Source organism: Halopseudomonas sp. L-58, from assembly GCF_056859475.1.
This window is the reverse complement of record NZ_JBSXON010000027.1, coordinates 1-18976: the sequence shown is the minus strand read 5'-3', so window position 1 is coordinate 18976 and position 18976 is coordinate 1. Positions and strand designations below refer to the sequence as shown.

Here is an 18976-nt window from a genome sequence, read left to right as displayed (position 1 = left end):
TACCTCTCTGGAGAGTTTTATGGCCGTTGAACGTACCCTGTCCATCATCAAGCCCGATGCCGTTGCCAAAAACGTCATTGGTCAGATCCTGACCCGTTTCGAGCAGGCTGGTCTGCGCGTTGTTGCTGCCAAGATGGTTCAGCTGTCCCAGGCCGATGCCGAAGGCTTCTACGCCGAGCACAAAGAGCGTCCTTTCTTCAAGGATCTGGTTGGCTTCATGACTTCTGGTCCGGTTGTTGTTCAGGTTCTGGAAGGCGAAGGCGCGGTTCTGAAAAACCGTGAACTGATGGGCGCTACCAACCCGAAAGAAGCCGCTGCCGGTACCATCCGCGCGGACTTCGCCGAGTCCATCGATGCCAACGCGGTTCACGGCTCCGACTCCACCACTTCCGCAGCGCGCGAAGTGGCCTACTTCTTCGCCGAAACCGAACTCTGCCCGCGCTAAGGCCGGGTCGGGTTATCTCAGCCGAGTGATGTGATCGCCATGACCGATACCACCAGCAAGACCAATCTGCTGGGTCTGACACAGCAGAAACTGGAAGCTTTCTTCGAAGGATTGGGAGAAAAGCGTTTTCGTGCCGGCCAGGTCATGAAATGGATGCATCACTATGGCGTGGACAACTTCGATGACATGACCAATATCGGCAAGGCCCTGCGTGAGAAGCTCAAGGCCACCGCCGAAATTCGCGGTCCCGAGGTTGTCAGCGAAGATATTTCCCGCGACGGCACACGCAAGTGGGTCGTCCGGGTTGCCTCGGGCAGTTGCGTCGAGACTGTGTACATTCCGCAAAACGGGCGCGGCACCCTGTGTGTGTCGTCTCAGGCGGGCTGTGCGCTGGATTGCAGCTTCTGCTCGACCGGCAAACAGGGTTTCAACAGCGATCTGACCGTGGCCGAAATCATTGGCCAGGTGTGGATTGCCAGCAAGTCCTTCGGTTCCGTTCCTGCTACCGCCGATCGTGCGGTCACCAACGTGGTGATGATGGGCATGGGCGAACCGCTACTGAATTTTGACAACGTTGTGGACGCCATGACGTTGATGATGGACGATCTCGGTTACGGTATCTCCAAGCGCAAGGTGACGCTGTCTACCTCCGGGGTAGTACCGATGATCGAGAAGCTCGCCGAGAAGGTGGACGTTGCCCTGGCGCTGTCGCTGCACGCGCCGAATAACGCCTTGCGCAACCAACTGGTGCCGCTGAACAAGAAGTATCCGCTGGAAGTCTTGCTGCCGGCCTGCAAAAGTTACATCGCCGGGCTTGGCGAGAAGCGCTCGCTGACGGTCGAGTACACCCTGCTCAAAGGGGTCAACGACCAGCCCGAGCATGCGGCCGAAATGATCGAGCTGCTGCGCGATATTCCGTGCAAGATCAATTTGATCCCGTTCAATCCCTTCCCGCATTCCGGCTACGAGCGGCCGAGCAACAACGCCATTCGCCGGTTTCAGGACATGTTGCACCAGGCCGGTTACAACGTCACGGTGCGCACCACGCGTGGGGAAGATATCGATGCGGCCTGCGGGCAACTGGTCGGGCAGGTTATGGATCGCACCCGCCGAAGCGAGCGCTACATTGCGCTACGCCAGTTGGCAACAGACGCAACCGAGACCGCGCCGTCCACGACGCGGCACACTGCAGGTTAATCACTCAGGCCGGAAAAGGATGTTGACATGAGCAAGCCAAGCGCCGCGATCTTGATCTTCTGTCTGCTGCTGGCGGGCTGTGTCAGCACGGGGCAAAACGGCCGCAAGGTCGATCCGGCCGCCGCCCGCGATGCTTACGTTCAGCTCGGTATCGGTTATCTGCAGAAAGGGGAAACCGAACGTGCCAAGCAGCCGCTGAGTGAAGCGCTGAAGCTGGACCCCCGCTCGGCATCGGCGAATATGGTGCTGGCGCTGGTATTCCAGCAGGAAGGCGAGTACGACGCTGCCGAAAAGCACTTTCGGACTGCGTTTGCCAGTGAGCCGGAGAACGCCCGGCTGCTGAATAATTACGGTGCGTTTCTGCTTGACCGCGAGCGCTACCAGGAAGCTCTCGAGTATTTCAACAAGGCCGCAGCCGATACGCTTTACAGCGAACGCTCGCGCGTATTCGAGAACCTGGGTATCGCCTATCTGCGCATGGGTAATATCGATGCCGCCCGCGAGAATCTCGAGCGCTCCCTGCGGCTGAACATCCGCCAGCCGCGTGCGTTGCTTGAGCTGGCGCAGATCGAGTTTGCTGAAGGCAACTTTGTGCCCGCGTGGAATCACTATCGTCGCTTCGACCAGTTGTCCGAGCAGAATGCCGCCAGCCTCTGGCTGGGTGTGCGCCTGGCGCGTCGATTCGAGGATCACAGCAAGGCTGCCAGCTATGCGCTGCAGCTCAAACGTCTCTATCCCAACAGTCCTGAAGCCCGCGCGCTTGTGGAGTCCGAAAAGTCATGAGTTCCGAGCGTCATGATGCAGCAGCAGACATGGCAGAACCAAACACCCTGCGTAACCCTGGTGAAACCCTGCGCGAGGCCCGTGAAGCTCGCGGCCTGAGCATCGCCGAGGTTGCCCTGGAGCTGAAAATCTCGCGTCAGGCGGTAGAGCACATCGAAGCAGGGCGGTTCGACCGCTTGCCCGGTGATACCTTTACCCGCGGCTACATACGCAGTTATGCGCGGCTGATGGGGCTGGACCCCAACCGGCTCGCCGTTGAATTCGATCGGCATCGTGGTATCGAGGTACGCGAGCGTCCGGTCAGTTCTATCGCCCGGGTCCAGATGCCGAACGGGGCTGGGCGGTCCATCATGCGCTGGAGCACCCTGCTGATTGTGCTGGTGCTGATGGCCTCGGCATGGTGGTGGTACGAAGCCGGCCGCCCTGTCTCCGAGCCGTTGCCGCCGATGGAAGAACTGGAGTCCGAGTTGCTGCTGGACGATGTCGAGGTCGATGCCATGACGTTGCCCGAGGCAATTGCCGAGCAGACAGAGGCGCTGCCCGCCGACTTGCTGGCCCCTGAGCCTGAAGCTCCGGCTGCCGACCCGCTCGCGACCGAGGCGGTTGCGGATGCGGCGGAGGCGCCTCGGGAAGCGACCCTGGTTGCGGATGCACAGACTGAGGTGGTCGCTCCCGTCGAGGAGCCTGCAGCCGTCGAGGGGCGTGGCCTGCAGTTGAGTGTGGCCGCCGATTGCTGGGTGCAGGTCAGTGCCGTCGACGGCCAGGTCCTGCACAGTGGCCTGTTGCGCGATGGCCAGGCGCTGGACATTGATCACGCAGGTCCGTTGAACCTGGTGATCGGCGACCGCAGTGCGGTCACCACCATTCGCTTTCAGGGTAACCCCGTAACGTTGCCGCCGCAGAGCCAGTCCGGTGTCGTCCGGCTGCGTCTGGGCGAGTAAGAGGTCAGTCAGTTATGCAGCATGAGTCGCCGGTCAAACGTCGTGTCTCCCGGCAGATCAAGGTGGGTTCGGTACTGGTAGGTGGTGATGCGCCGATTTCGGTACAGAGCATGACCAACACCGAAACCTGTGATGTGGCCGCTACCGTCGAACAGATTCGGCGGCTGGAAGCGGTTGGTGCCGATATCGTGCGGGTCTCGGTGCCGAGCATGGAGGCTGCCGAGGCCTTTGGTGAAATCCGCAAGCAGGTCGGTATCGCGCTGGTCGCCGATATTCACTTTGACTACAAGATTGCCCTGCGGGTCGCTGATCTGGGTGTTGATTGTCTGCGCATCAACCCGGGCAACATCGGCCGGGAAGACCGGGTCAAGGCCGTGGTCGACGCCGCGCGCCACAATGGCATTCCGATTCGTATCGGGGTTAATGCTGGCTCGCTGGAAAAGGATCTGCAGAAGAAATACGGCGAACCGACTCCGGCGGCGCTGGTGGAATCGGCGCTGCGCCACGTCGAGCACCTTGATCGCCTGGATTTCCAGGATTTCAAGGTCAGCGTCAAGGCGTCCGACGTCTTCATGGCGGTTGATGCCTACCGCCTGCTGGCCAGGCAGATCGAGCAGCCGCTGCATCTGGGGATTACCGAGGCGGGTGGCCTGCGCTCGGGCACGGTGAAGTCGGCCGTTGGCCTTGGCATGTTGCTGGCCGAAGGCATTGGCGACACTATCCGCATCTCGCTGGCGGCCGACCCGGTGGAGGAGATTCGCGTCGGCTTCGACATTCTGAAGTCGCTGCGCCTGCGTTCGCGCGGTATCAATTTCATTGCCTGCCCGAGCTGCTCACGCCAGAACTTCGATGTGGTCAAGACCATGAACGAGCTGGAAGCGCGCCTCGACGACGTGCTGACACCGCTGGATGTTGCGGTTATCGGCTGTGTCGTCAACGGTCCGGGCGAAGCCAAGGAGGCCGACATCGGCCTGACCGGTGGCTCGCCGAACAACCTGATCTATCAGGATGGCAAGCCGGACCAGAAGGTGGATAACGCCGAGCTGGTCGACCGGCTGGAAAAAATGATTCGAGATAAAGTGGCTGCCAAACAGGCGCTGGATGCCAACACCATCGCCCGCGGTTGAGCGGTCAGGTAATAGGAAACAGACTTTGAAGACCCTGCAAGCCGTTCGCGGCATGAACGATGTGCTGCCCGAAGACAGCGCCCTGTGGCAGTACTTTGAGCGCACTGTTGCTGACCTGTTGACCACCTACGGTTACCAGCAGGTACGTATGCCGATTGTCGAGCCGACCGAGCTGTTCAAACGCTCCATCGGCGAAGTGACCGACATCGTCGAGAAAGAAATGTACACCTTCGAGGACCGTAATGGTGACTCGCTGACCCTGCGCCCGGAAGGCACCGCAGGCTGCGTGCGCGCCATGCTGCAGCACGGTCTGCTCGGGGGCGGTGTTGCCCAGAAGGTCTGGTACAACGGCCCGATGTTCCGTCACGAGCGTCCGCAAAAGGGCCGCTATCGCCAGTTTCACCAGATCGGCGTGGAAACCTTCAACCTGACCGGTCCGGACATCGATGCCGAGCTGATCGTGCTGTCCTGGCGGCTGTGGCAGCGTCTGGGTATCAGCAATGCGGTCAAGCTGGAGCTGAACAGCCTGGGCAGTGCGGAAGACCGTGCCCGCTACCGCGATGATCTGGTTGCCTATCTGCAGGCGCGATTTGATCAGTTGGATGAGGATAGCCAGCGCCGACTTGCCAGCAACCCGCTGCGCATCCTCGACAGCAAGGTGCCGGAGACCCAGGCCCTGCTGACAGACGCGCCGAAGCTGGCCGACTACCTCAACGGCGAGGCACGCGCTCACTTCGACGGCCTGCGTGCACTGCTGGACGAAGTTGGCATCCCTTACGTAATCAATCCCAAACTGGTGCGCGGGCTGGACTACTACGGCCTGACGGTGTTCGAATGGGTGACTGACCAGCTCGGTGCCCAGGGTACCGTCTGCGCCGGTGGCCGTTACGACGGTCTGGTAACCCAGCTGGGCGGCAAGCCGGCGCCGGCTGTGGGGTTTGCCATGGGTATCGAGCGGCTGTTGCTGCTGATCGAGACGCTTGATTGCGTGCCCGCCGAACTGGCCCGTCAGGTGGATGTCTATCTCGTCACCCTGGGCGATGTGGCTGCCAGGGCGGGACTGCGTCTGGCCGAGCAGCTGCGCGATGCGCTGCCGTCATTGCGACTGGTCGTGCACGCTGGCGGTGGCAGCTTCAAGAGCCAGTTCAAGAAGGCCGATAGGTCCGGTGCGCTTTACGCGCTGGTGCTGGGCGAAGACGAAGTGGCTGCGCAGCAGATCGGTTTCAAACCGCTGCGCAGTGGTGAGGAGCAGGAAACCTTGAGCTGGCAGGATGTGCCGGCTCGACTGGCAGAGAGTATTTGAGCGGCGCTTGCCGTTTCTGGTTTGGCTAAGGAGTTTTAGGGTGGCTTACGAGACAGAAGAAGAACAGGTAGAGAAGCTGAAGGAACTCTGGCAGCGCCATGGTGTGCCGTTGCTCACCGGTGTGGCTATAGCCCTTGCGGGGGTGTTTGGCTGGAATGCCTGGCAGAACTATCAGCAGGGCCAGGCGCAGGGCGCTTCAACCCTTTACCAGACCATGCTCGAATCCGTACTGAGCAGTGACAGCGAGGCGTCGCGTGCGCGCGCAGCGGAACTGGCTACCCAGCTGCGTAAAGACTATTCCAGCACCCGTTATGCCGACTATGCTGCTTTGATGCAGGCGCGCATGGCGGTTGAGGCGAGTGACTATCCTGTTGCCGAGAAGCACTTGCGTGAGCTGGTAGACACCAGCAAGGATGCGGCGCTGCAGGAAGTGGCGCGTCAGCGTCTGGCGCGGGTTCTGGCTCAACAGGAGCGTGCCGAAGAAGGCCTGGCGCTGTTCGCCTCACCGGTCGAAGGTTCCGAATTGAAGGCGGGCCGCGAAGAGGTGCGGGGCGACCTGCTGCTTGCCCTGGGTCGCAAGTCGGAAGCCCGGGCGGCCTACCAGGCGGCCATTGAGGCGCTCGAGGATGCATCCGCGCGTCCGCAACTGCAATTGAAGCTGGATGATCTGGCGGAGGAAGCCTAGTGAAAGTGATGTCCCGTTATCTGGTGCTGGGTCTGGCCGCTGCATTGATGGTCGGTTGCAGCAGCTCCGGCAAGAAGGAATTGCCTCCGGCCGATCTGGAAAAGTTTGATGCCGAGGTTCAGTTGGACCGTGTCTGGAAGCGCAACATCGGCGTAGGTCAGGGCGATCTGTACAACAACCTGACCCCGGCCCTTGATGGTTTGACCCTGTACGCTGCCGACGCCGAAGGGCGGGTTGTCGCATTGAATCGCGAAGATGGCGACGAGAAGTGGGAAGTCAAACTCAAGGCGCCCCTGTCTGGTGCTGTTGGTGCCGGCGGTGGTCTGGTCATTGTCGGTACCCTCGATGGTCAGGTGATCGCCCTGGACGAGAACGACGGCAGCGAGAAGTGGCGCGCGCAGGCTTCCAGCGAAGTGCTGGCGCCGCCGCAGACCAACGGAGACGTGGTCGTCGTGCAGACGCAGGATGACAAACTGGTTGCCCTGGATATCAGCAGCGGCGAGCGTCGCTGGATCTATGAATCCTCGCTACCGGTGCTGACCGTGCGCGGCCACAGCACGCCGATCGTTGGCGTGCGTCAGGTCTTCGCCGGCATGGCCAGCGGCAAGGTCGTTGCGCTGGCAGCCGATACCGGCATTCCCCTCTGGGAGCAGCGCGTCGCGCAGCCCAAGGGGCGTTCCGAGCTGGAGCGTATGGTCGACATCGACGGCCAACTGCTGCTGGTTGATCAGCGCCTTTATGTTGTGTCCTATCAGGGCAGCGTGGCCGCACTGGATGCCCAGACCGGGCAGCCGCTGTGGGAGCATCCGGCCTCCAGCTATGTTGGTCCCGGCGCGGGCTTCGGCAGTGTGTATGTCAGTGAAACCAGCGGCACCGTGCAGGCGCTTGACGCCGGTAGTGCTCGCGAGCTGTGGAGCAACGAATCGCTTGCTCGCCGCCAGCTGACGGCACCGGTTGCCTTCAGCAACTATGTTGCGGTAGGTGACTTCGAAGGCTATCTGCACCTGCTGGCCCAGACTGACGGTCGCATGGCCGGTCGCGTCAAGGTCGATGGCGACGGTCTGCGTGCCAGCCCGCTGGTGATCGGTGATCTGCTGTTCGTCTACGGCAATAGCGGCGATCTGGCAGCCTACAAGCTGAAGTAAGCCGAAAAGCGGTTATACTTTCCCGGCCGTTACACAGTCAGGTGTAACGGCCGTTTTGTTTTTTTGCACAGCATCTGTGCGCGGAGTAATCATGGTTCCTGTCATCGCTCTCGTGGGGCGGCCGAACGTCGGCAAATCCACCCTGTTCAACCGTCTGACCAAGAGTCGTGACGCTATTGTTGCCGACGTCGCCGGCTTGACCCGCGACCGTCAATACGGCGAGGCAGTCTGGCAGGGCAAACCCTATATCGTGGTCGATACCGGTGGTATCACCGGGGACGAGCAAGGCCTCGATCTGATGATGGCAGGTCAATCTCTGCAGGCTATCGAAGAAGCCGACGCCGTGCTGTTTCTGGTCGATGCGCGCGCTGGTCGTACCGCAGGCGATGAGCAGATTGCCGAGCACCTGCGCAAGCGCAACAAGCACACCTATCTGATCGCCAACAAGATTGATGGCGCGGATCCGGATGCCATCCTGGGCGAGTTCGCCAACCTTGGCCTGGGCCAGCCGCTGGGTATTGCCGCCGCGCACGGCCGCAATATCAACCCGATGCTGGACGCGGTACTCAACGACGAGAGCCTGCAGGTTACGGGTGAAGAAGGGCGCGTGGTTGAGCCGATCGGCACCAAAATTGCGATTATCGGCCGACCCAACGTAGGTAAGTCCACGCTGGTCAACCGCATGCTCGGCGAAGATCGGGTTGTGGTGTTCGATCAGGCGGGAACTACCCGTGACAGTATCTACATCCCCTATGAGCGCTTTGAAAAGCCCTACACGCTGATCGATACCGCCGGCGTGCGCCGTCGCGGCAAGGTGTTCGAGGCCATCGAGAAGTTCTCGGTAATCAAGACCCTGCAGGCGATCCAGGACGCCAACGTGGTGATCTTTGTGGTCGATGCCCGGGAAGGGATTGTCGAGCAGGATCTGCACCTGCTGGGCTTTGTACTCGAAGCGGGGCGCGCTCTGGTGATTGCCGTCAACAAGTGGGACGGCATGAAGCAGGAAGAGAAGGAGTACGTCAAAACCGAACTGGAGCGCCGGCTGATTTTCGCCCAGTTCGCCGACATCCACTTTATTTCTGCATTGCACGGCAGTGGTGTCGGCCTGCTCTACAAGTCAGTGGATCAGGCCTATCAGGCTGCGATGACCAAGATTCCGACGCGCCGCATGACCGAGATTCTGGAAGATGCCGTCAGCGAGCACCAGCCGCCAATGGTCAATGGCCGTCGCATCAAGCTGCGCTATGCCCACCTCGGTGGCTCCAACCCGCCGATTATCGTGGTGCACGGCAATCAGGTCGACGCGGTGCCGCGCTCCTATACCCGCTATCTGGAGAACACCTTCCGCAAGGTGCTCAAGCTGACCGGTACGCCGATCCGTGTCGAGTACAAGGGCAGTGACAACCCTTACGCCGATCGCAAGAACACGCTGACCGAGCGTCAGGTGAACAAGAAGCGCCGCCTGATGAGTCACAACAAGAAGATGAAGAAGAAGAGTAAGGACAAGCGCTGATCCTGCTCAAACAAAAGCCGGCATCAAGCCGGCTTTTTTGTATCCGCTGTTCAGGCATCCATTCTCCCGGCAGCCGCACGGCCACGGCATGCCGTGGCCCTACAGGAGGGGGCGTTGCATTCGTAGGGACGCGACATGTCGCGTCCGTCAGGCGGGTGGTACCGCGTGCTCATCCCCCTGCAATTGCACTATTCAGGCATCCATCACCGGATAGTCGGTGTAGCCTTCTGCGCCGCCGCCGTACAGCGTGCGCGGGTTGACCTGATTGAGCGGCGCGCCGGCCTGCAGCCGTGCGACAAGGTCCGGGTTGGCAATGTAGGGGCGCCCGAACGCCGCAAACTGCGCCAGACCGCTGTCGATTGCGGCGGAGGCGCTTTCGCCATCCAGGCCGCCAGCGAGGATAAAGTCGCCCTTGTAGACCTTGCGCAGCGCGGCCAGCAACTCGTCGAAACCCTCGTAACTGCCACCCGCCCAGTCCGGCTTGTTGACGTGGACGTAGGCCAGGCCTCGGCTGTTCAGCTGCTCCAGCAGATAGGTAAAGGTTTCCAGCGGGTTGGCGTCCTCAACACCGTTGAAGGTGCCGAGCGGAGAAATGCGGATGCCAACGATGCCGGCGTCGCCGGCGGCGGCGACCACTGCATCGACGACTTCGAGTACCAAACGGGCCCGGTTTTCGACGCTGCCGCCATACGCATCGGTGCGCTGGTTGCTGTTGGAGCAGAGGAACTGGTCAAGCAGGTAGCCGTTGGCAGCGTGAATCTCTACGCCGTCAAAGCCGGCCTGCAGTGCGTTGCGGGTCGCCTGGGCGTAGCTTTCCACCACCTGAGGCAGCTCTGCAGTTTCCAGGGCGCGCGGGGTTGATGCCGCGGCTTTGTGATGACTGCCGTCCGGCTCCTGAACGTATACCTCCGCTTTGGCGGCAATAGCCGACGGGGCAACCGGTGCCTGACCGTTGGGCTGAATCAGGGTGTGCGAGATGCGGCCAACGTGCCACAGCTGCAGGAAGATACGACCACCGGCGTTGTGCACGCACTCGGTGACAGCCTTCCAGCCTTCAATCTGCTCGGGGCTGTGAATGCCCGGCGTCCAGGCGTAGCCCTGTGCTTCGGGGCTGATCTGCACGCCTTCGCTGATGATCAGACCGGCATTGGCGCGTTGGGTATAGTACTCGACGTTCAGAGCGTGGGGCAGATTGCCGGGCTGGGCGGCGCGTTGGCGGGTCAGCGGGGCCATTACCACGCGGTTGGGCAGCTGAAGGCTGCCGAGGCGAGCGGGTTGAAACAGGGTATTGCTGGACATGGGTGTCTCCCAGATTCAGTCATCGGTGAATTACCAATGCCGGCCATTATGGGGGTGGCATTCCTTTTGGCAAGTACGTACGATTTTGGCAGTCACTTACCAAAAGGTAATCATAAGATGACCGAAGAGCAGTTGCGTATCGCCGAGAGCAAGCGATTGGTGCGTGGCGACAAGACCTACTCGACGCCTATCGAAGTCACGCTGGATGTGATCGGCGGCAAGTGGAAGGCTGTATTGGCCTACCACATCATTCAGGGCCCGCAGCGCTTCTCGGAGTTGAAGCGTTTGGTGCCGGGTATTACCGAGAAGATGCTGACCCAGCAGTTGCGTGAGCTGGAGCGCGACGGCGTGGTGAGTCGCACGGTGTTTGCCGAGGTGCCGCCACGGGTGGAGTATCGGATTACCGAGCACGGTGCGAGTTTGCAGCCGGTACTGGCAGCGATGTGCAGCTGGGGGAGAGAGCACTGGCAGCAGAGCGCTGCCGGTGCAGAAGGCTGATCCGCAGGACGATGCCCTGCGGATTCAGGGTCAGGCGGCTTGTGCCTCGGCCTGACGCAGTGCCCGGTTGAGTGCGCTGAACAGAGCACGGAAGCTGGCGGTAGTCAGGTTCTCGTCGATACCGAGACCGTGTACCGGGCGACCGCCGTCCAGGCGGACTTCAACGTAGGCCGCGGCTTTGGCGTTGGTGCCCGAGCCGATGGCGTGCTCGTGGTAATCCATGATCTCCACGGCAACCGGCAGACCGGCGACCAGTGCCTCCAGCGGGCCCTTGCCCAGACCGCGCCAATGCAGGGTATTACCCTGATTGAGCACTTCGACGTCGACCGCGCTGGTGCCGTTTTCTTCCTGCAGGCGGTGACGGATCAGCGCATACGGGCTGGTTGCCTGCAGATATTCCTTCTCCAGCAAACCGTGAATCTGCGCTGCAGTCAGCTCCAGGCCAAGGCGATCGGTTTCACCCTGAACCACCTGGCTGAACTCGATCTGCATGCGGCGCGGCAGGCTGATGCCGTACTCCTGTTCCAGCAGATAGGTGATACCACCCTTGCCGGACTGGCTGTTGACGCGGATGACCGCCTCGTAGCTGCGGCCGATATCAGCCGGATCGATCGGCAGGTAGGGGACTTCCCAAATGCCGTTCGGGTCCTGCTGGGCAAAGCCCTTGCGAATCGCATCCTGGTGCGAACCGGAGAAGGCGGTGTGGACCAGATCGCCGATATACGGGTGGCGCGGATGAACCGGTAACTGGTTGCACTCCTCGACCACCTTGCGCACGGCGTCGATATCGGAAAAGTCGAGCCCCGGATACAGACCCTGGGTGTACATGTTCAGCGCCACGTTGACCAGGTCGACGTTACCGGTGCGCTCGCCGTTGCCGAACAGGCAGCCTTCGACGCGGTCAGCCCCGGCCATCAGGCCCAGCTCGGTCGCGGCTACACCGGTGCCGCGATCGTTGTGGGTGTGCAGGCTGACCAGCACGCTGTCGCGGCGGCTGATGTGGCGGCAGAACCATTCGATCTGGTCGGCGTAAATGTTCGGAGTGGAGACCTCGACGGTAGCCGGCAGGTTGAGGATCACCTTGTTCTCGGGCGTCGGCTGCCAGACGTCGAGCACGGCATCACAGACCTGAACGGCGAAGTCCAGTTCGGTTGAGGTGAAGATTTCCGGTGAGTACTGGAAGGTCCACTGGGTGTCTGGTTGCTTGGCGGCCAGCTGTTTGATCAGCTTGGCGGCGTTGACGGCAATATCGGTCACGCCCTGCTTGTCCTGCTTGAAGACGATGCGGCGGAAGCTCGGTGCGGTCGCATTGTAGACATGAATGATGACCTTCTTGGCACCTCGAACGGACTCAAAGGTGCGTTCGATCAAATCGGCGCGGGCCTGGGTCAGCACCTGAATGGTGACGTCTTCCGGGATATGGCCATCCTCAATCAGCGTGCGCACGAAGTCGAAATCGGTCTGCGAGGCAGATGGGAAGGCAACTTCGATCTGCTTCAGCCCTACAGCGACCAGCGTCTTGAAGAACCGCAGCTTGCGCGCCGGATCCATCGGCTCGATCAGTGACTGGTTACCATCACGCAGGTCGGAGCTGCACCAGACCGGTACTTCGGTAATGGTGCGGCTGGGCCACTGGCGGTCGGGCAGGTTGATCGGCTGGAACGCGCGGTACTTGCTGGACGGGTCTTTGAGCATGCTCATGGTCTGGGTTTCCCTGGGCTGGCCGGCCTCTTGTGAAGGCCTGAGGCAATGGCAGATAAGAGTTGGTTGCAGTAGAAGGTAATGTCTGAGGTTTTGAGTTGCAACAAGTTGAAAAAAATTGGCAGGAATCACCTTTTGGTGAATAAATGTTGGTTCTTATTGTCGCTGTGGCGCGAATTCTGCCGGATCTTTGCGCGCCCGTTTTCCGGGCGGGCTCAAGGCTGGTAGGTGCCAATGAAAATCGTCGGATCAACCCGGTTGCCATTCAGGCTGACATTCCAGTGCAGGTGCGGGCCGGTAGCGCGGCCGGTAGAACCCACCTTGCCGAGAACGCCGCCGCGGGGGATTTCCTGACCCACGGCCACGTCAATGGCTGACAGGTGGCAGAACATGCTGATCAGCCCCTGGCCGTGGTCAACGAAGACGGTTTTGCCGTTGAAGAAGTAGTCACCCACCAGAATGACCTGGCCGGCAGCGGGCGCCTTTATCGGCGTGCCGGTGCCGGCGGCGAAGTCGAGGCCGGAGTGCGGATTGCGTTCCTCGCCATTGAAGAACCTGCGTACACCGAAGGGGCTGGACTGGCGGCCAGGCACCGGACGGTCGAACAGCAGGTTGCTGGGCTGGCGCGGGCTGAAATGCGCGTAGGCATCGGTCTGCTCTTTCAGCTCACGCTCAATACGTGCCAGTTGCGCCGGATCCGGATTGACCTGACTGCGGTTCTTCAGGGTGATGTGCTGCTGGGTGTACTCGCGTGAGCCGACATTGAATGCCAGCTGGCGACCGTCCGCCAGATCGATTTGCTGCTGGCCGGCCGGTACATCCAGGCCCAGCCCGACGATGGCGATCCAGCGCTGGCCATCTTCGCGGATGGTCAGCAGCGGTTTGCCCTGAAAGGTTGCCCGCGGCGCCTCGGCTTGCTCGGGCAGCACCACTACGGCAACGCCGCCGGGCACCGGTTTGTTGAGCAGCCGGGTAATAAAACCATCGGCCAGCGCGGGCAGGCTGAAGGCGGTGAGAAGCAGTACCGCCAGCGGGCGGCGCAATCGATTACCGAGCATGGATCAGTCCAGCAGCGAGAGGGTATGGGGTTCGTCTTTTACGACTTCCACCGCGAGTGTACCGTCGTGCAGGCGGGCAGTCAGGCGCTGGCCCGGGCGGGTGTCGCCAGCACTGCGCACCGCCTTGCCCTGCTGATCCAGCAGGATGCTATAGCCGCGCCCCAGGGTGGCCAGCGGGCTGACCAGATGCAGCGCCTGCACCTGTTGCTGCAGGCGGGTCTGCTGTTGCTTCAATTGCTGTTGCATGGCGCGCGGCAGGCGCTGGTCGAGCTGTTGCCACTGTTCATGCAGGCGCTGCAGGCGACGGCCCGGATGCTGGGTATTCAGCCGTGTCTGCAGGTGCTGCAGGCGATCTCTGCGCTGGCGCAGGCGGTTGTCGAGCGCACGGCGCAGGCGCATTTCCAGTTCGTCCAGTCGCTGAGCCTGCTGGGCCAGGCGTTCGCCGGGATGGCGCAGGCGCCGGCGCAGGCCATCGAGTTGCAGGCGTGCGCGGCTCAGGCGCTCGCTCAGGCGCTGCTGCAGGCGGCGCTGCAGTTGCTCGACCTGACGCAGCAGAGCCAGCCGATCCGGGCTGAGCAACTCGGCCGCGGCCGACGGAGTCGGGGCGCGCACATCGGCCACAAAGTCGCTGATGGAGAAATCGGTTTCGTGGCCGACCGCGCTGATGGTCGGCGTTTGGCAGGCGGCGAGGGCGCGCGCGACACTTTCCTCGTTGAACGGCCAGAGATCCTCCAGCGAGCCGCCGCCGCGGCTGAGGATAATGGCGTCGAAGCCGGCACGGTCAGCCCGCTCCAGCGCCTTGACCAGCTGCGGTGCCGCCTCACGGCCCTGCACCGCAGCGGGCACAATCACCAGCTCGATGAACGGTGCCCGGCGGCCGAAGACGCTGATGATGTCGCGTACTGCGGCGCCGCTCGGTGAGGTAATGACCCCGATCCGGGTCGGATGGGCGGGCAGGGGGCGTTTGTGCTCGCTGTCGAACAGGCCCTCGGCCTGCAGCTTGGCCTTGAGTGCGTCGAAAGCCTGGCGCAGCGCGCCGTCACCGGCCGCCTCGACACTGTCGACGATCAACTGATAGTCACCGCGACCTTCATACAGGCTGACCCGGCCGCGGGCACGGATCTGCTGCCCGTCGCGCATCGCGAGTCGCACCCGGGCGGCATTTTGGCGGAACAGGGCACAGCGAATCTGCGCGCGGTCATCCTTCAGGGTGAAGTACATGTGTCCGGAGCTGGGGCGCGACAGGTTGGACAGCTCGCCCTCGACCCAGATACGCGGGAAGACGTCTTCCAGCAGCTGTCTGGCGCGGGCGTTGAGTTGGCTGACGCTGAGCACATCCGGCTCGGCGGTCAGCTTCTGAAACAGGTGGTCGTCGTTCATGGGCGCATTCTAGCAGGCTGGCGACAAATTCAGGTGCATTGAAATGGCGTGTTCACGACCGCCCGGGCAGCGTGCAGCAGCTGATATCTGTGGTGATTTAGCATGCCGAATCCAATTGAGTGTGACCGGGGTGATAGGTATAATGGCGCGCTTCCATTTTTCCCGCTCGGGAGCCTGCTATGCTGCGTATTCGCCAAGAAGCACTTACCTTTGATGACGTTCTCCTGGTGCCCGGATACTCCGAGGTCCTGCCCAAGGACGTGAGTCTCAAGACCCGTCTGACCCGTCGTATCGAACTGAACATCCCGCTGCTGTCTGCTGCGATGGATACCGTCACCGAAGCCCGTCTGGCGATTGCCATGGCGCAGGAAGGTGGCATGGGCATCATCCACAAGAACATGACCGTCGAGCAGCAGGCCGCCGAAGTCCGCAAGGTCAAGAAATTCGAATCCGGTGTGGTCCGTGACCCGATCACCATCGACGCCAGCGCTACCGTTGCCGAATTGATCGAACTGACTCACCAGAACAACATCTCCGGTGTGCCGGTGCTGTCCAACGGTGATCTGGTCGGTATCGTGACTGCCCGCGATATTCGCTTTGAAACCCGCATGAATGCGCTGGTCAGCGACGTAATGACACCCAAGGACAAACTGGTCACCGTCAAGGAAGGTGTCGCCGCTTCCGAAGTGCGTCAGCTGCTGCACATTCATCGCATCGAGAAAGTGCTGATCGTTGACGACGCCTTCCGCCTGCAGGGCATGATGACCGTCAAGGACATCGAAAAGGCCCGTGCCTACCCGAACGCTGCCAAGGACGATCAGGGTCGCCTGCTGGTTGGCGCCGCTGTTGGTACTGGCCCGGAAACGCCGGCTCGCGTTGAAGCGCTGGCGGCTGCCGGTGTTGATGTGATCATCGTTGATACCGCACACGGCCACTCCAAGGGCGTGATCGACCGCGTCAGCTGGGTCAAGCAGAACTTCCCGGACATTCAGGTGATCGGCGGCAACATCGCCACTGGCGCTGCCGCCAAGGCGCTGGCTGAGGCCGGCGCAGATGCCGTCAAGGTGGGCATTGGCCCGGGCTCCATCTGTACTACCCGTATCGTTGCCGGCGTTGGCGTACCGCAAATTTCTGCCATTGCCGACGTGGCTGCCGCACTGGAAGGCACCGGCGTGCCGCTGATCGCGGACGGCGGTATTCGTTTCTCCGGTGATCTGGCCAAGGCTATCGCTGCTGGCGCGTCCGTTGTGATGATGGGTTCCATGTTCGCCGGTACCGAAGAAGCGCCGGGCGAAGTCGAGCTGTTCCAGGGCCGTTCCTACAAGGCCTACCGCGGCATGGGCTCGCTGGGTGCGATGGCCAACGCTGGCGGTGGTTCCGCAGACCGTTACTTCCAGGATTCCGCGGCCGGTGCCGAGAAACTGGTGCCTGAAGGCATTGAAGGCCGCGTACCCTACAAGGGCGCGCTGTCTGCCATCATCCATCAATTGATGGGCGGCCTGCGTGCTTCCATGGGATATACCGGCTCCAGCTCCATCGAGCAGATGCGCACCCAGCCCGAGTTTGTTCGCATCACCGGCGCAGGCATGAGTGAGTCGCACGTACATGACGTGCAGATCACCAAGGAAGCGCCGAACTATCGGGTAGGTTGAGCGCAGCTCAACCCGCCAGCGGCAAGCTGAAAGCCTCAAGCTGCAAGCAGTACGGCGTGTACTTGTAGCTTGCGGCTTGGCGCTTGTAGCTTACTTTTTCTGAGGAAATTCCATGTCCCTGCATGATATTCACGCTCACCGCATCCTGATTCTGGACTTCGGTTCCCAGTACACCCAACTCATTGCCCGTCGGGTGCGCGAGATCGGCGTTTACTGCGAGATCCATCCCTGGGACATGAGCGCCGAGGACATCAACGCCTTTGCGCCGCGTGGCATCATCCTGGCCGGTGGCCCGGAGTCGGTGCACGCCGCTGACAGCCCGCGCGCCCCGCAGGCGGTATTTGATCTGAACGTACCGCTGTTCGGCATCTGCTACGGCATGCAGACCATGTCAGAGCAATTGGGTGGCAAGGTTGAAGGTTCCGACGTTCGCGAGTTTGGCTATGCCCGTGTCGATGTGGTCGGCAAGGGCCGTCTGCTGGACGGCATCGAAGATCACGTGGACGCCGACGGCGTGCTTGGTCTGGATGTGTGGATGAGTCACGGCGACAAGGTCACCTCGATTCCGGAAGGCTTCCACATCCTGGCCAGCACCCCGAGCTGCCCGATCGCGGCGATGGCTGATGACGAGCGCGGCTACTACGGCGTGCAGTTCCACCCGGAAGTGACGCATACCAAGCAGGGCGGCCGCATTCTGTCGCGCTTCGTGCTCGACATCTGCGGCTGTGAAGCGCTTTGGACGCCGGCCAACATCGTTGAAGATGCCATCGCCACCGTGCGTGCGCAGGTTGGCGACTCCAAGGTGCTGCTGGGCCTGTCCGGCGGTGTGGACTCCTCGGTGGTTGCCGCGCTGCTGCACAAGGCCATCGGCGACCAGCTGACCTGTGTCTTCGTCGACAACGGTCTGCTGCGTCACCAGGAAGGCGATCAGGTCATGGCCATGTTCGCCGAGAACATGGGCGTCAAGGTCATCCGTGTTGATGCCGAAGATCTGTTCCTCGGCCGTCTGGCCGGTGTCGCCGATCCGGAAGAGAAGCGCAAGATCATCGGCCGCACCTTCATCGAAGTGTTCGATACCGAAGCGACCAAGCTGCAGGACGTGAAGTTCCTCGCCCAAGGCACCATCTATCCGGACGTGATCGAGTCGGCTGGCGCCAAGACCGGCAAGGCCCACGTGATCAAGTCGCACCATAACGTCGGCGGTCTGCCTGACGACATGGCCTTTGAACTGGTCGAGCCGCTGCGCGAACTGTTCAAGGACGAGGTGCGCAAGATCGGTCTGGAACTCGGCCTGCCCTACGACATGGTCTACCGTCACCCGTTCCCGGGTCCGGGTTTGGGCGTGCGTATCCTCGGTGAAGTGAAGAAGGAGTATGCCGACCTGCTGCGTCTGGCGGATCACATCTTCATTCAGGAACTGCACAACTTCGACTGGTACCACAAGACCAGCCAGGCCTTCGTGGTATTCCAGCCGGTCAAGTCGGTTGGTGTGGTCGGTGATGGCCGTCGCTACGCCTGGGTGGTTGCCCTGCGTGCAGTTGAAACCATCGACTTCATGACCGCTCGTTGGGCGCACCTGCCTTACGAGCTGCTGGAGAAGGTCTCCAACCGCATCATCAACGAAATCGAAGGCATCTCCCGCGTTACCTACGACGTCTCGAGCAAGCCGCCGGCGACGATTGAGTGGGAGTAGCCGGCAACGACGGGCACTCTCTGGTAACCGTCTGTCAATGACAGGCGTTCATTCAACCCGGCGCCATTGCCGGGTTGTTTGTTTTTGGACTTTGATTAATTACCTGGAATTACCCGGTTTTTCTATTTGAACCTCAGTGCATCCACCAGCAAGCGAAACAGCGGGGATGATTGACGGCGACTCGGGTAATACAGGTAATAGCCGTCATAGGTGGTAAACCAGTCATTCAACAGACTGACCGGTTTTCCGCTGTGCAGTTCTTCTCTCACCATTGCGGTCGGCGCCCACGCTGGAAAAATGCCCCTGTTACAGAACGTTCAGGAGAGTTTTTGGAACCGGGTGTCAGCCGCTCGAAACCGGAGTAGCCGACAAATTCCGCAATATGCCGCATTGCTCGACTGTCCGACGGTTTGAACGAGGGTGTGCAGAATTCTGTGTAACCGGGGATGGGGTTACTACTGTGGCAGCCTGCCTTCGTAGCTGATCGTAAAGCGTGTCAGTGCCGCTTTCCAGTCACGGATCGGCATCGTCCATTTCTTGCTGATGTTGCGTAGCG

General features: G+C 61.4%; 17 protein-coding genes. 12 read left to right on the top strand and 5 right to left on the bottom strand.

The window, feature by feature from the left end; all coding sequences use genetic code 11:
* Positions 1-19: 19 nt before the first annotated feature.
* The 9 genes from ndk (at position 20) to der (ending at position 9139) form a co-directional block, all read left to right on the top strand.
* Complete coding sequence (gene ndk / locus AC13EY_RS01450; RefSeq protein WP_088274719.1) at positions 20-445, top strand: nucleoside-diphosphate kinase; 426 nt, start codon at positions 20-22, stop codon at positions 443-445.
* Positions 446-484: 39 nt separating this feature from the next.
* Positions 485-1642 (top strand): dual-specificity RNA methyltransferase RlmN, encoded by a 1158-nt coding sequence (gene rlmN, locus AC13EY_RS01445; protein ID WP_228247495.1) that lies wholly within the window; start codon positions 485-487, stop codon positions 1640-1642.
* 27 nt (positions 1643-1669) lie between these two features.
* The gene (pilW, locus tag AC13EY_RS01440) at positions 1670-2425 is read left to right on the top strand and encodes a type IV pilus biogenesis/stability protein PilW (RefSeq protein ID WP_228247494.1); all 756 of its coding nucleotides are present in this window, start codon (positions 1670-1672) and stop codon (positions 2423-2425) included.
* Complete coding sequence (locus AC13EY_RS01435) at positions 2422-3366, top strand: RodZ domain-containing protein (protein WP_233049038.1); 945 nt, start codon at positions 2422-2424, stop codon at positions 3364-3366. Before pilW ends, AC13EY_RS01435 begins: the two co-directional genes overlap by 4 nt.
* Before the next feature lie 14 nt (positions 3367-3380).
* Positions 3381-4493: a flavodoxin-dependent (E)-4-hydroxy-3-methylbut-2-enyl-diphosphate synthase gene (gene ispG / locus AC13EY_RS01430; protein ID WP_088274725.1), complete on the top strand. Its 1113-nt coding sequence runs from the start codon at positions 3381-3383 to the stop codon at positions 4491-4493.
* A gap of 25 nt (positions 4494-4518) precedes the next feature.
* A complete protein-coding gene (gene hisS, locus AC13EY_RS01425; protein WP_266101902.1) occupies positions 4519-5796 on the top strand; it encodes a histidine--tRNA ligase in 1278 nt (425 codons plus the stop codon).
* 40 nt (positions 5797-5836) lie between these two features.
* On the top strand, positions 5837-6481 hold the full coding sequence (locus AC13EY_RS01420) for a YfgM family protein (RefSeq protein ID WP_228247492.1): 645 nt from the start codon (positions 5837-5839) through the stop codon (positions 6479-6481).
* Between the two features lie 8 nt (positions 6482-6489).
* Positions 6490-7626, top strand: coding sequence for an outer membrane protein assembly factor BamB (gene bamB / locus AC13EY_RS01415; protein WP_228247513.1), 1137 nt, complete (start codon positions 6490-6492; stop codon positions 7624-7626).
* A gap of 91 nt (positions 7627-7717) precedes the next feature.
* A complete protein-coding gene (der, locus tag AC13EY_RS01410; RefSeq protein WP_228247491.1) occupies positions 7718-9139 on the top strand; it encodes a ribosome biogenesis GTPase Der in 1422 nt (473 codons plus the stop codon).
* Positions 9140-9331: 192 nt separating this feature from the next.
* Here the strand turns inward: der and AC13EY_RS01405 are convergent, their stop codons facing one another.
* Positions 9332-10438: an alkene reductase gene (locus AC13EY_RS01405; protein ID WP_228247723.1), complete on the bottom strand. Its 1107-nt coding sequence runs from the start codon at positions 10436-10438 to the stop codon at positions 9332-9334.
* Positions 10439-10555: 117 nt separating this feature from the next.
* Between AC13EY_RS01405 and AC13EY_RS01400 the strand changes: the two genes are divergently transcribed.
* Positions 10556-10936, top strand: coding sequence for a winged helix-turn-helix transcriptional regulator (locus AC13EY_RS01400; protein ID WP_228247724.1), 381 nt, complete (start codon positions 10556-10558; stop codon positions 10934-10936).
* A 30-nt stretch (positions 10937-10966) separates the two neighbouring features.
* Here AC13EY_RS01400 and leuA read toward each other — a convergent pair whose 3' ends face one another.
* The 3 genes from leuA to xseA all read right to left on the bottom strand — a co-directional run bounded on the left by leuA (position 10967) and on the right by xseA (position 15075).
* Positions 10967-12637: a 2-isopropylmalate synthase gene (gene leuA, locus AC13EY_RS01395; protein WP_335599398.1), complete on the bottom strand. Its 1671-nt coding sequence runs from the start codon at positions 12635-12637 to the stop codon at positions 10967-10969.
* 215 nt (positions 12638-12852) lie between these two features.
* On the bottom strand, positions 12853-13695 hold the full coding sequence (locus AC13EY_RS01390) for a peptidoglycan DD-metalloendopeptidase family protein (RefSeq protein WP_458363656.1): 843 nt from the start codon (positions 13693-13695) through the stop codon (positions 12853-12855).
* Positions 13696-13698: 3 nt separating this feature from the next.
* On the bottom strand, positions 13699-15075 hold the full coding sequence (gene xseA, locus AC13EY_RS01385; protein WP_233049039.1) for an exodeoxyribonuclease VII large subunit: 1377 nt from the start codon (positions 15073-15075) through the stop codon (positions 13699-13701).
* A gap of 179 nt (positions 15076-15254) precedes the next feature.
* On the opposite strand from xseA, the gene guaB reads away from it, so the two are divergent.
* Together guaB and guaA are read left to right on the top strand one after the other, a co-directional pair.
* Positions 15255-16727: an IMP dehydrogenase gene (gene guaB, locus AC13EY_RS01380; RefSeq protein WP_088274742.1), complete on the top strand. Its 1473-nt coding sequence runs from the start codon at positions 15255-15257 to the stop codon at positions 16725-16727.
* 112 nt (positions 16728-16839) lie between these two features.
* Positions 16840-18420, top strand: a complete 1581-nt coding sequence (guaA, locus tag AC13EY_RS01375) for a glutamine-hydrolyzing GMP synthase (RefSeq protein ID WP_228247727.1) — start codon at positions 16840-16842, stop codon at positions 18418-18420.
* Positions 18421-18542: 122 nt separating this feature from the next.
* Here guaA and AC13EY_RS01370 read toward each other — a convergent pair whose 3' ends face one another.
* Positions 18543-18719, bottom strand: a complete 177-nt coding sequence (locus AC13EY_RS01370; RefSeq protein ID WP_228247729.1) for a type 2 periplasmic-binding domain-containing protein — start codon at positions 18717-18719, stop codon at positions 18543-18545.
* Positions 18720-18976 lie beyond the last annotated feature (257 nt).

What these genes read in the sequence shown, in the direction of transcription:
- ndk (WP_088274719.1), top strand. Translation starts at nt 20, where the DNA reads ATGGCCGTTGAACGTACCCTGTCCATCATCAAGCCCGATGCCGTTGCC.
- rlmN (WP_228247495.1), top strand. Translation starts at nt 485, where the DNA reads ATGACCGATACCACCAGCAAGACCAATCTGCTGGGTCTGACACAGCAG.
- pilW (WP_228247494.1), top strand. Translation starts at nt 1,670, where the DNA reads ATGAGCAAGCCAAGCGCCGCGATCTTGATCTTCTGTCTGCTGCTGGCG.
- AC13EY_RS01435 (WP_233049038.1), top strand. Translation starts at nt 2,422, where the DNA reads ATGAGTTCCGAGCGTCATGATGCAGCAGCAGACATGGCAGAACCAAAC.
- ispG (WP_088274725.1), top strand. Translation starts at nt 3,381, where the DNA reads ATGCAGCATGAGTCGCCGGTCAAACGTCGTGTCTCCCGGCAGATCAAG.
- bamB (WP_228247513.1), top strand. Translation starts at nt 6,490, where the DNA reads ATGTCCCGTTATCTGGTGCTGGGTCTGGCCGCTGCATTGATGGTCGGT.
- der (WP_228247491.1), top strand. Translation starts at nt 7,718, where the DNA reads ATGGTTCCTGTCATCGCTCTCGTGGGGCGGCCGAACGTCGGCAAATCC.
- AC13EY_RS01405 (WP_228247723.1), bottom strand. Translation starts at nt 10,438, where the DNA reads ATGTCCAGCAATACCCTGTTTCAACCCGCTCGCCTCGGCAGCCTTCAG.
- AC13EY_RS01400 (WP_228247724.1), top strand. Translation starts at nt 10,556, where the DNA reads ATGACCGAAGAGCAGTTGCGTATCGCCGAGAGCAAGCGATTGGTGCGT.
- leuA (WP_335599398.1), bottom strand. Translation starts at nt 12,637, where the DNA reads ATGAGCATGCTCAAAGACCCGTCCAGCAAGTACCGCGCGTTCCAGCCG.
- AC13EY_RS01390 (WP_458363656.1), bottom strand. Translation starts at nt 13,695, where the DNA reads ATGCTCGGTAATCGATTGCGCCGCCCGCTGGCGGTACTGCTTCTCACC.
- xseA (WP_233049039.1), bottom strand. Translation starts at nt 15,075, where the DNA reads ATGAACGACGACCACCTGTTTCAGAAGCTGACCGCCGAGCCGGATGTG.
- guaB (WP_088274742.1), top strand. Translation starts at nt 15,255, where the DNA reads ATGCTGCGTATTCGCCAAGAAGCACTTACCTTTGATGACGTTCTCCTG.
- guaA (WP_228247727.1), top strand. Translation starts at nt 16,840, where the DNA reads ATGTCCCTGCATGATATTCACGCTCACCGCATCCTGATTCTGGACTTC.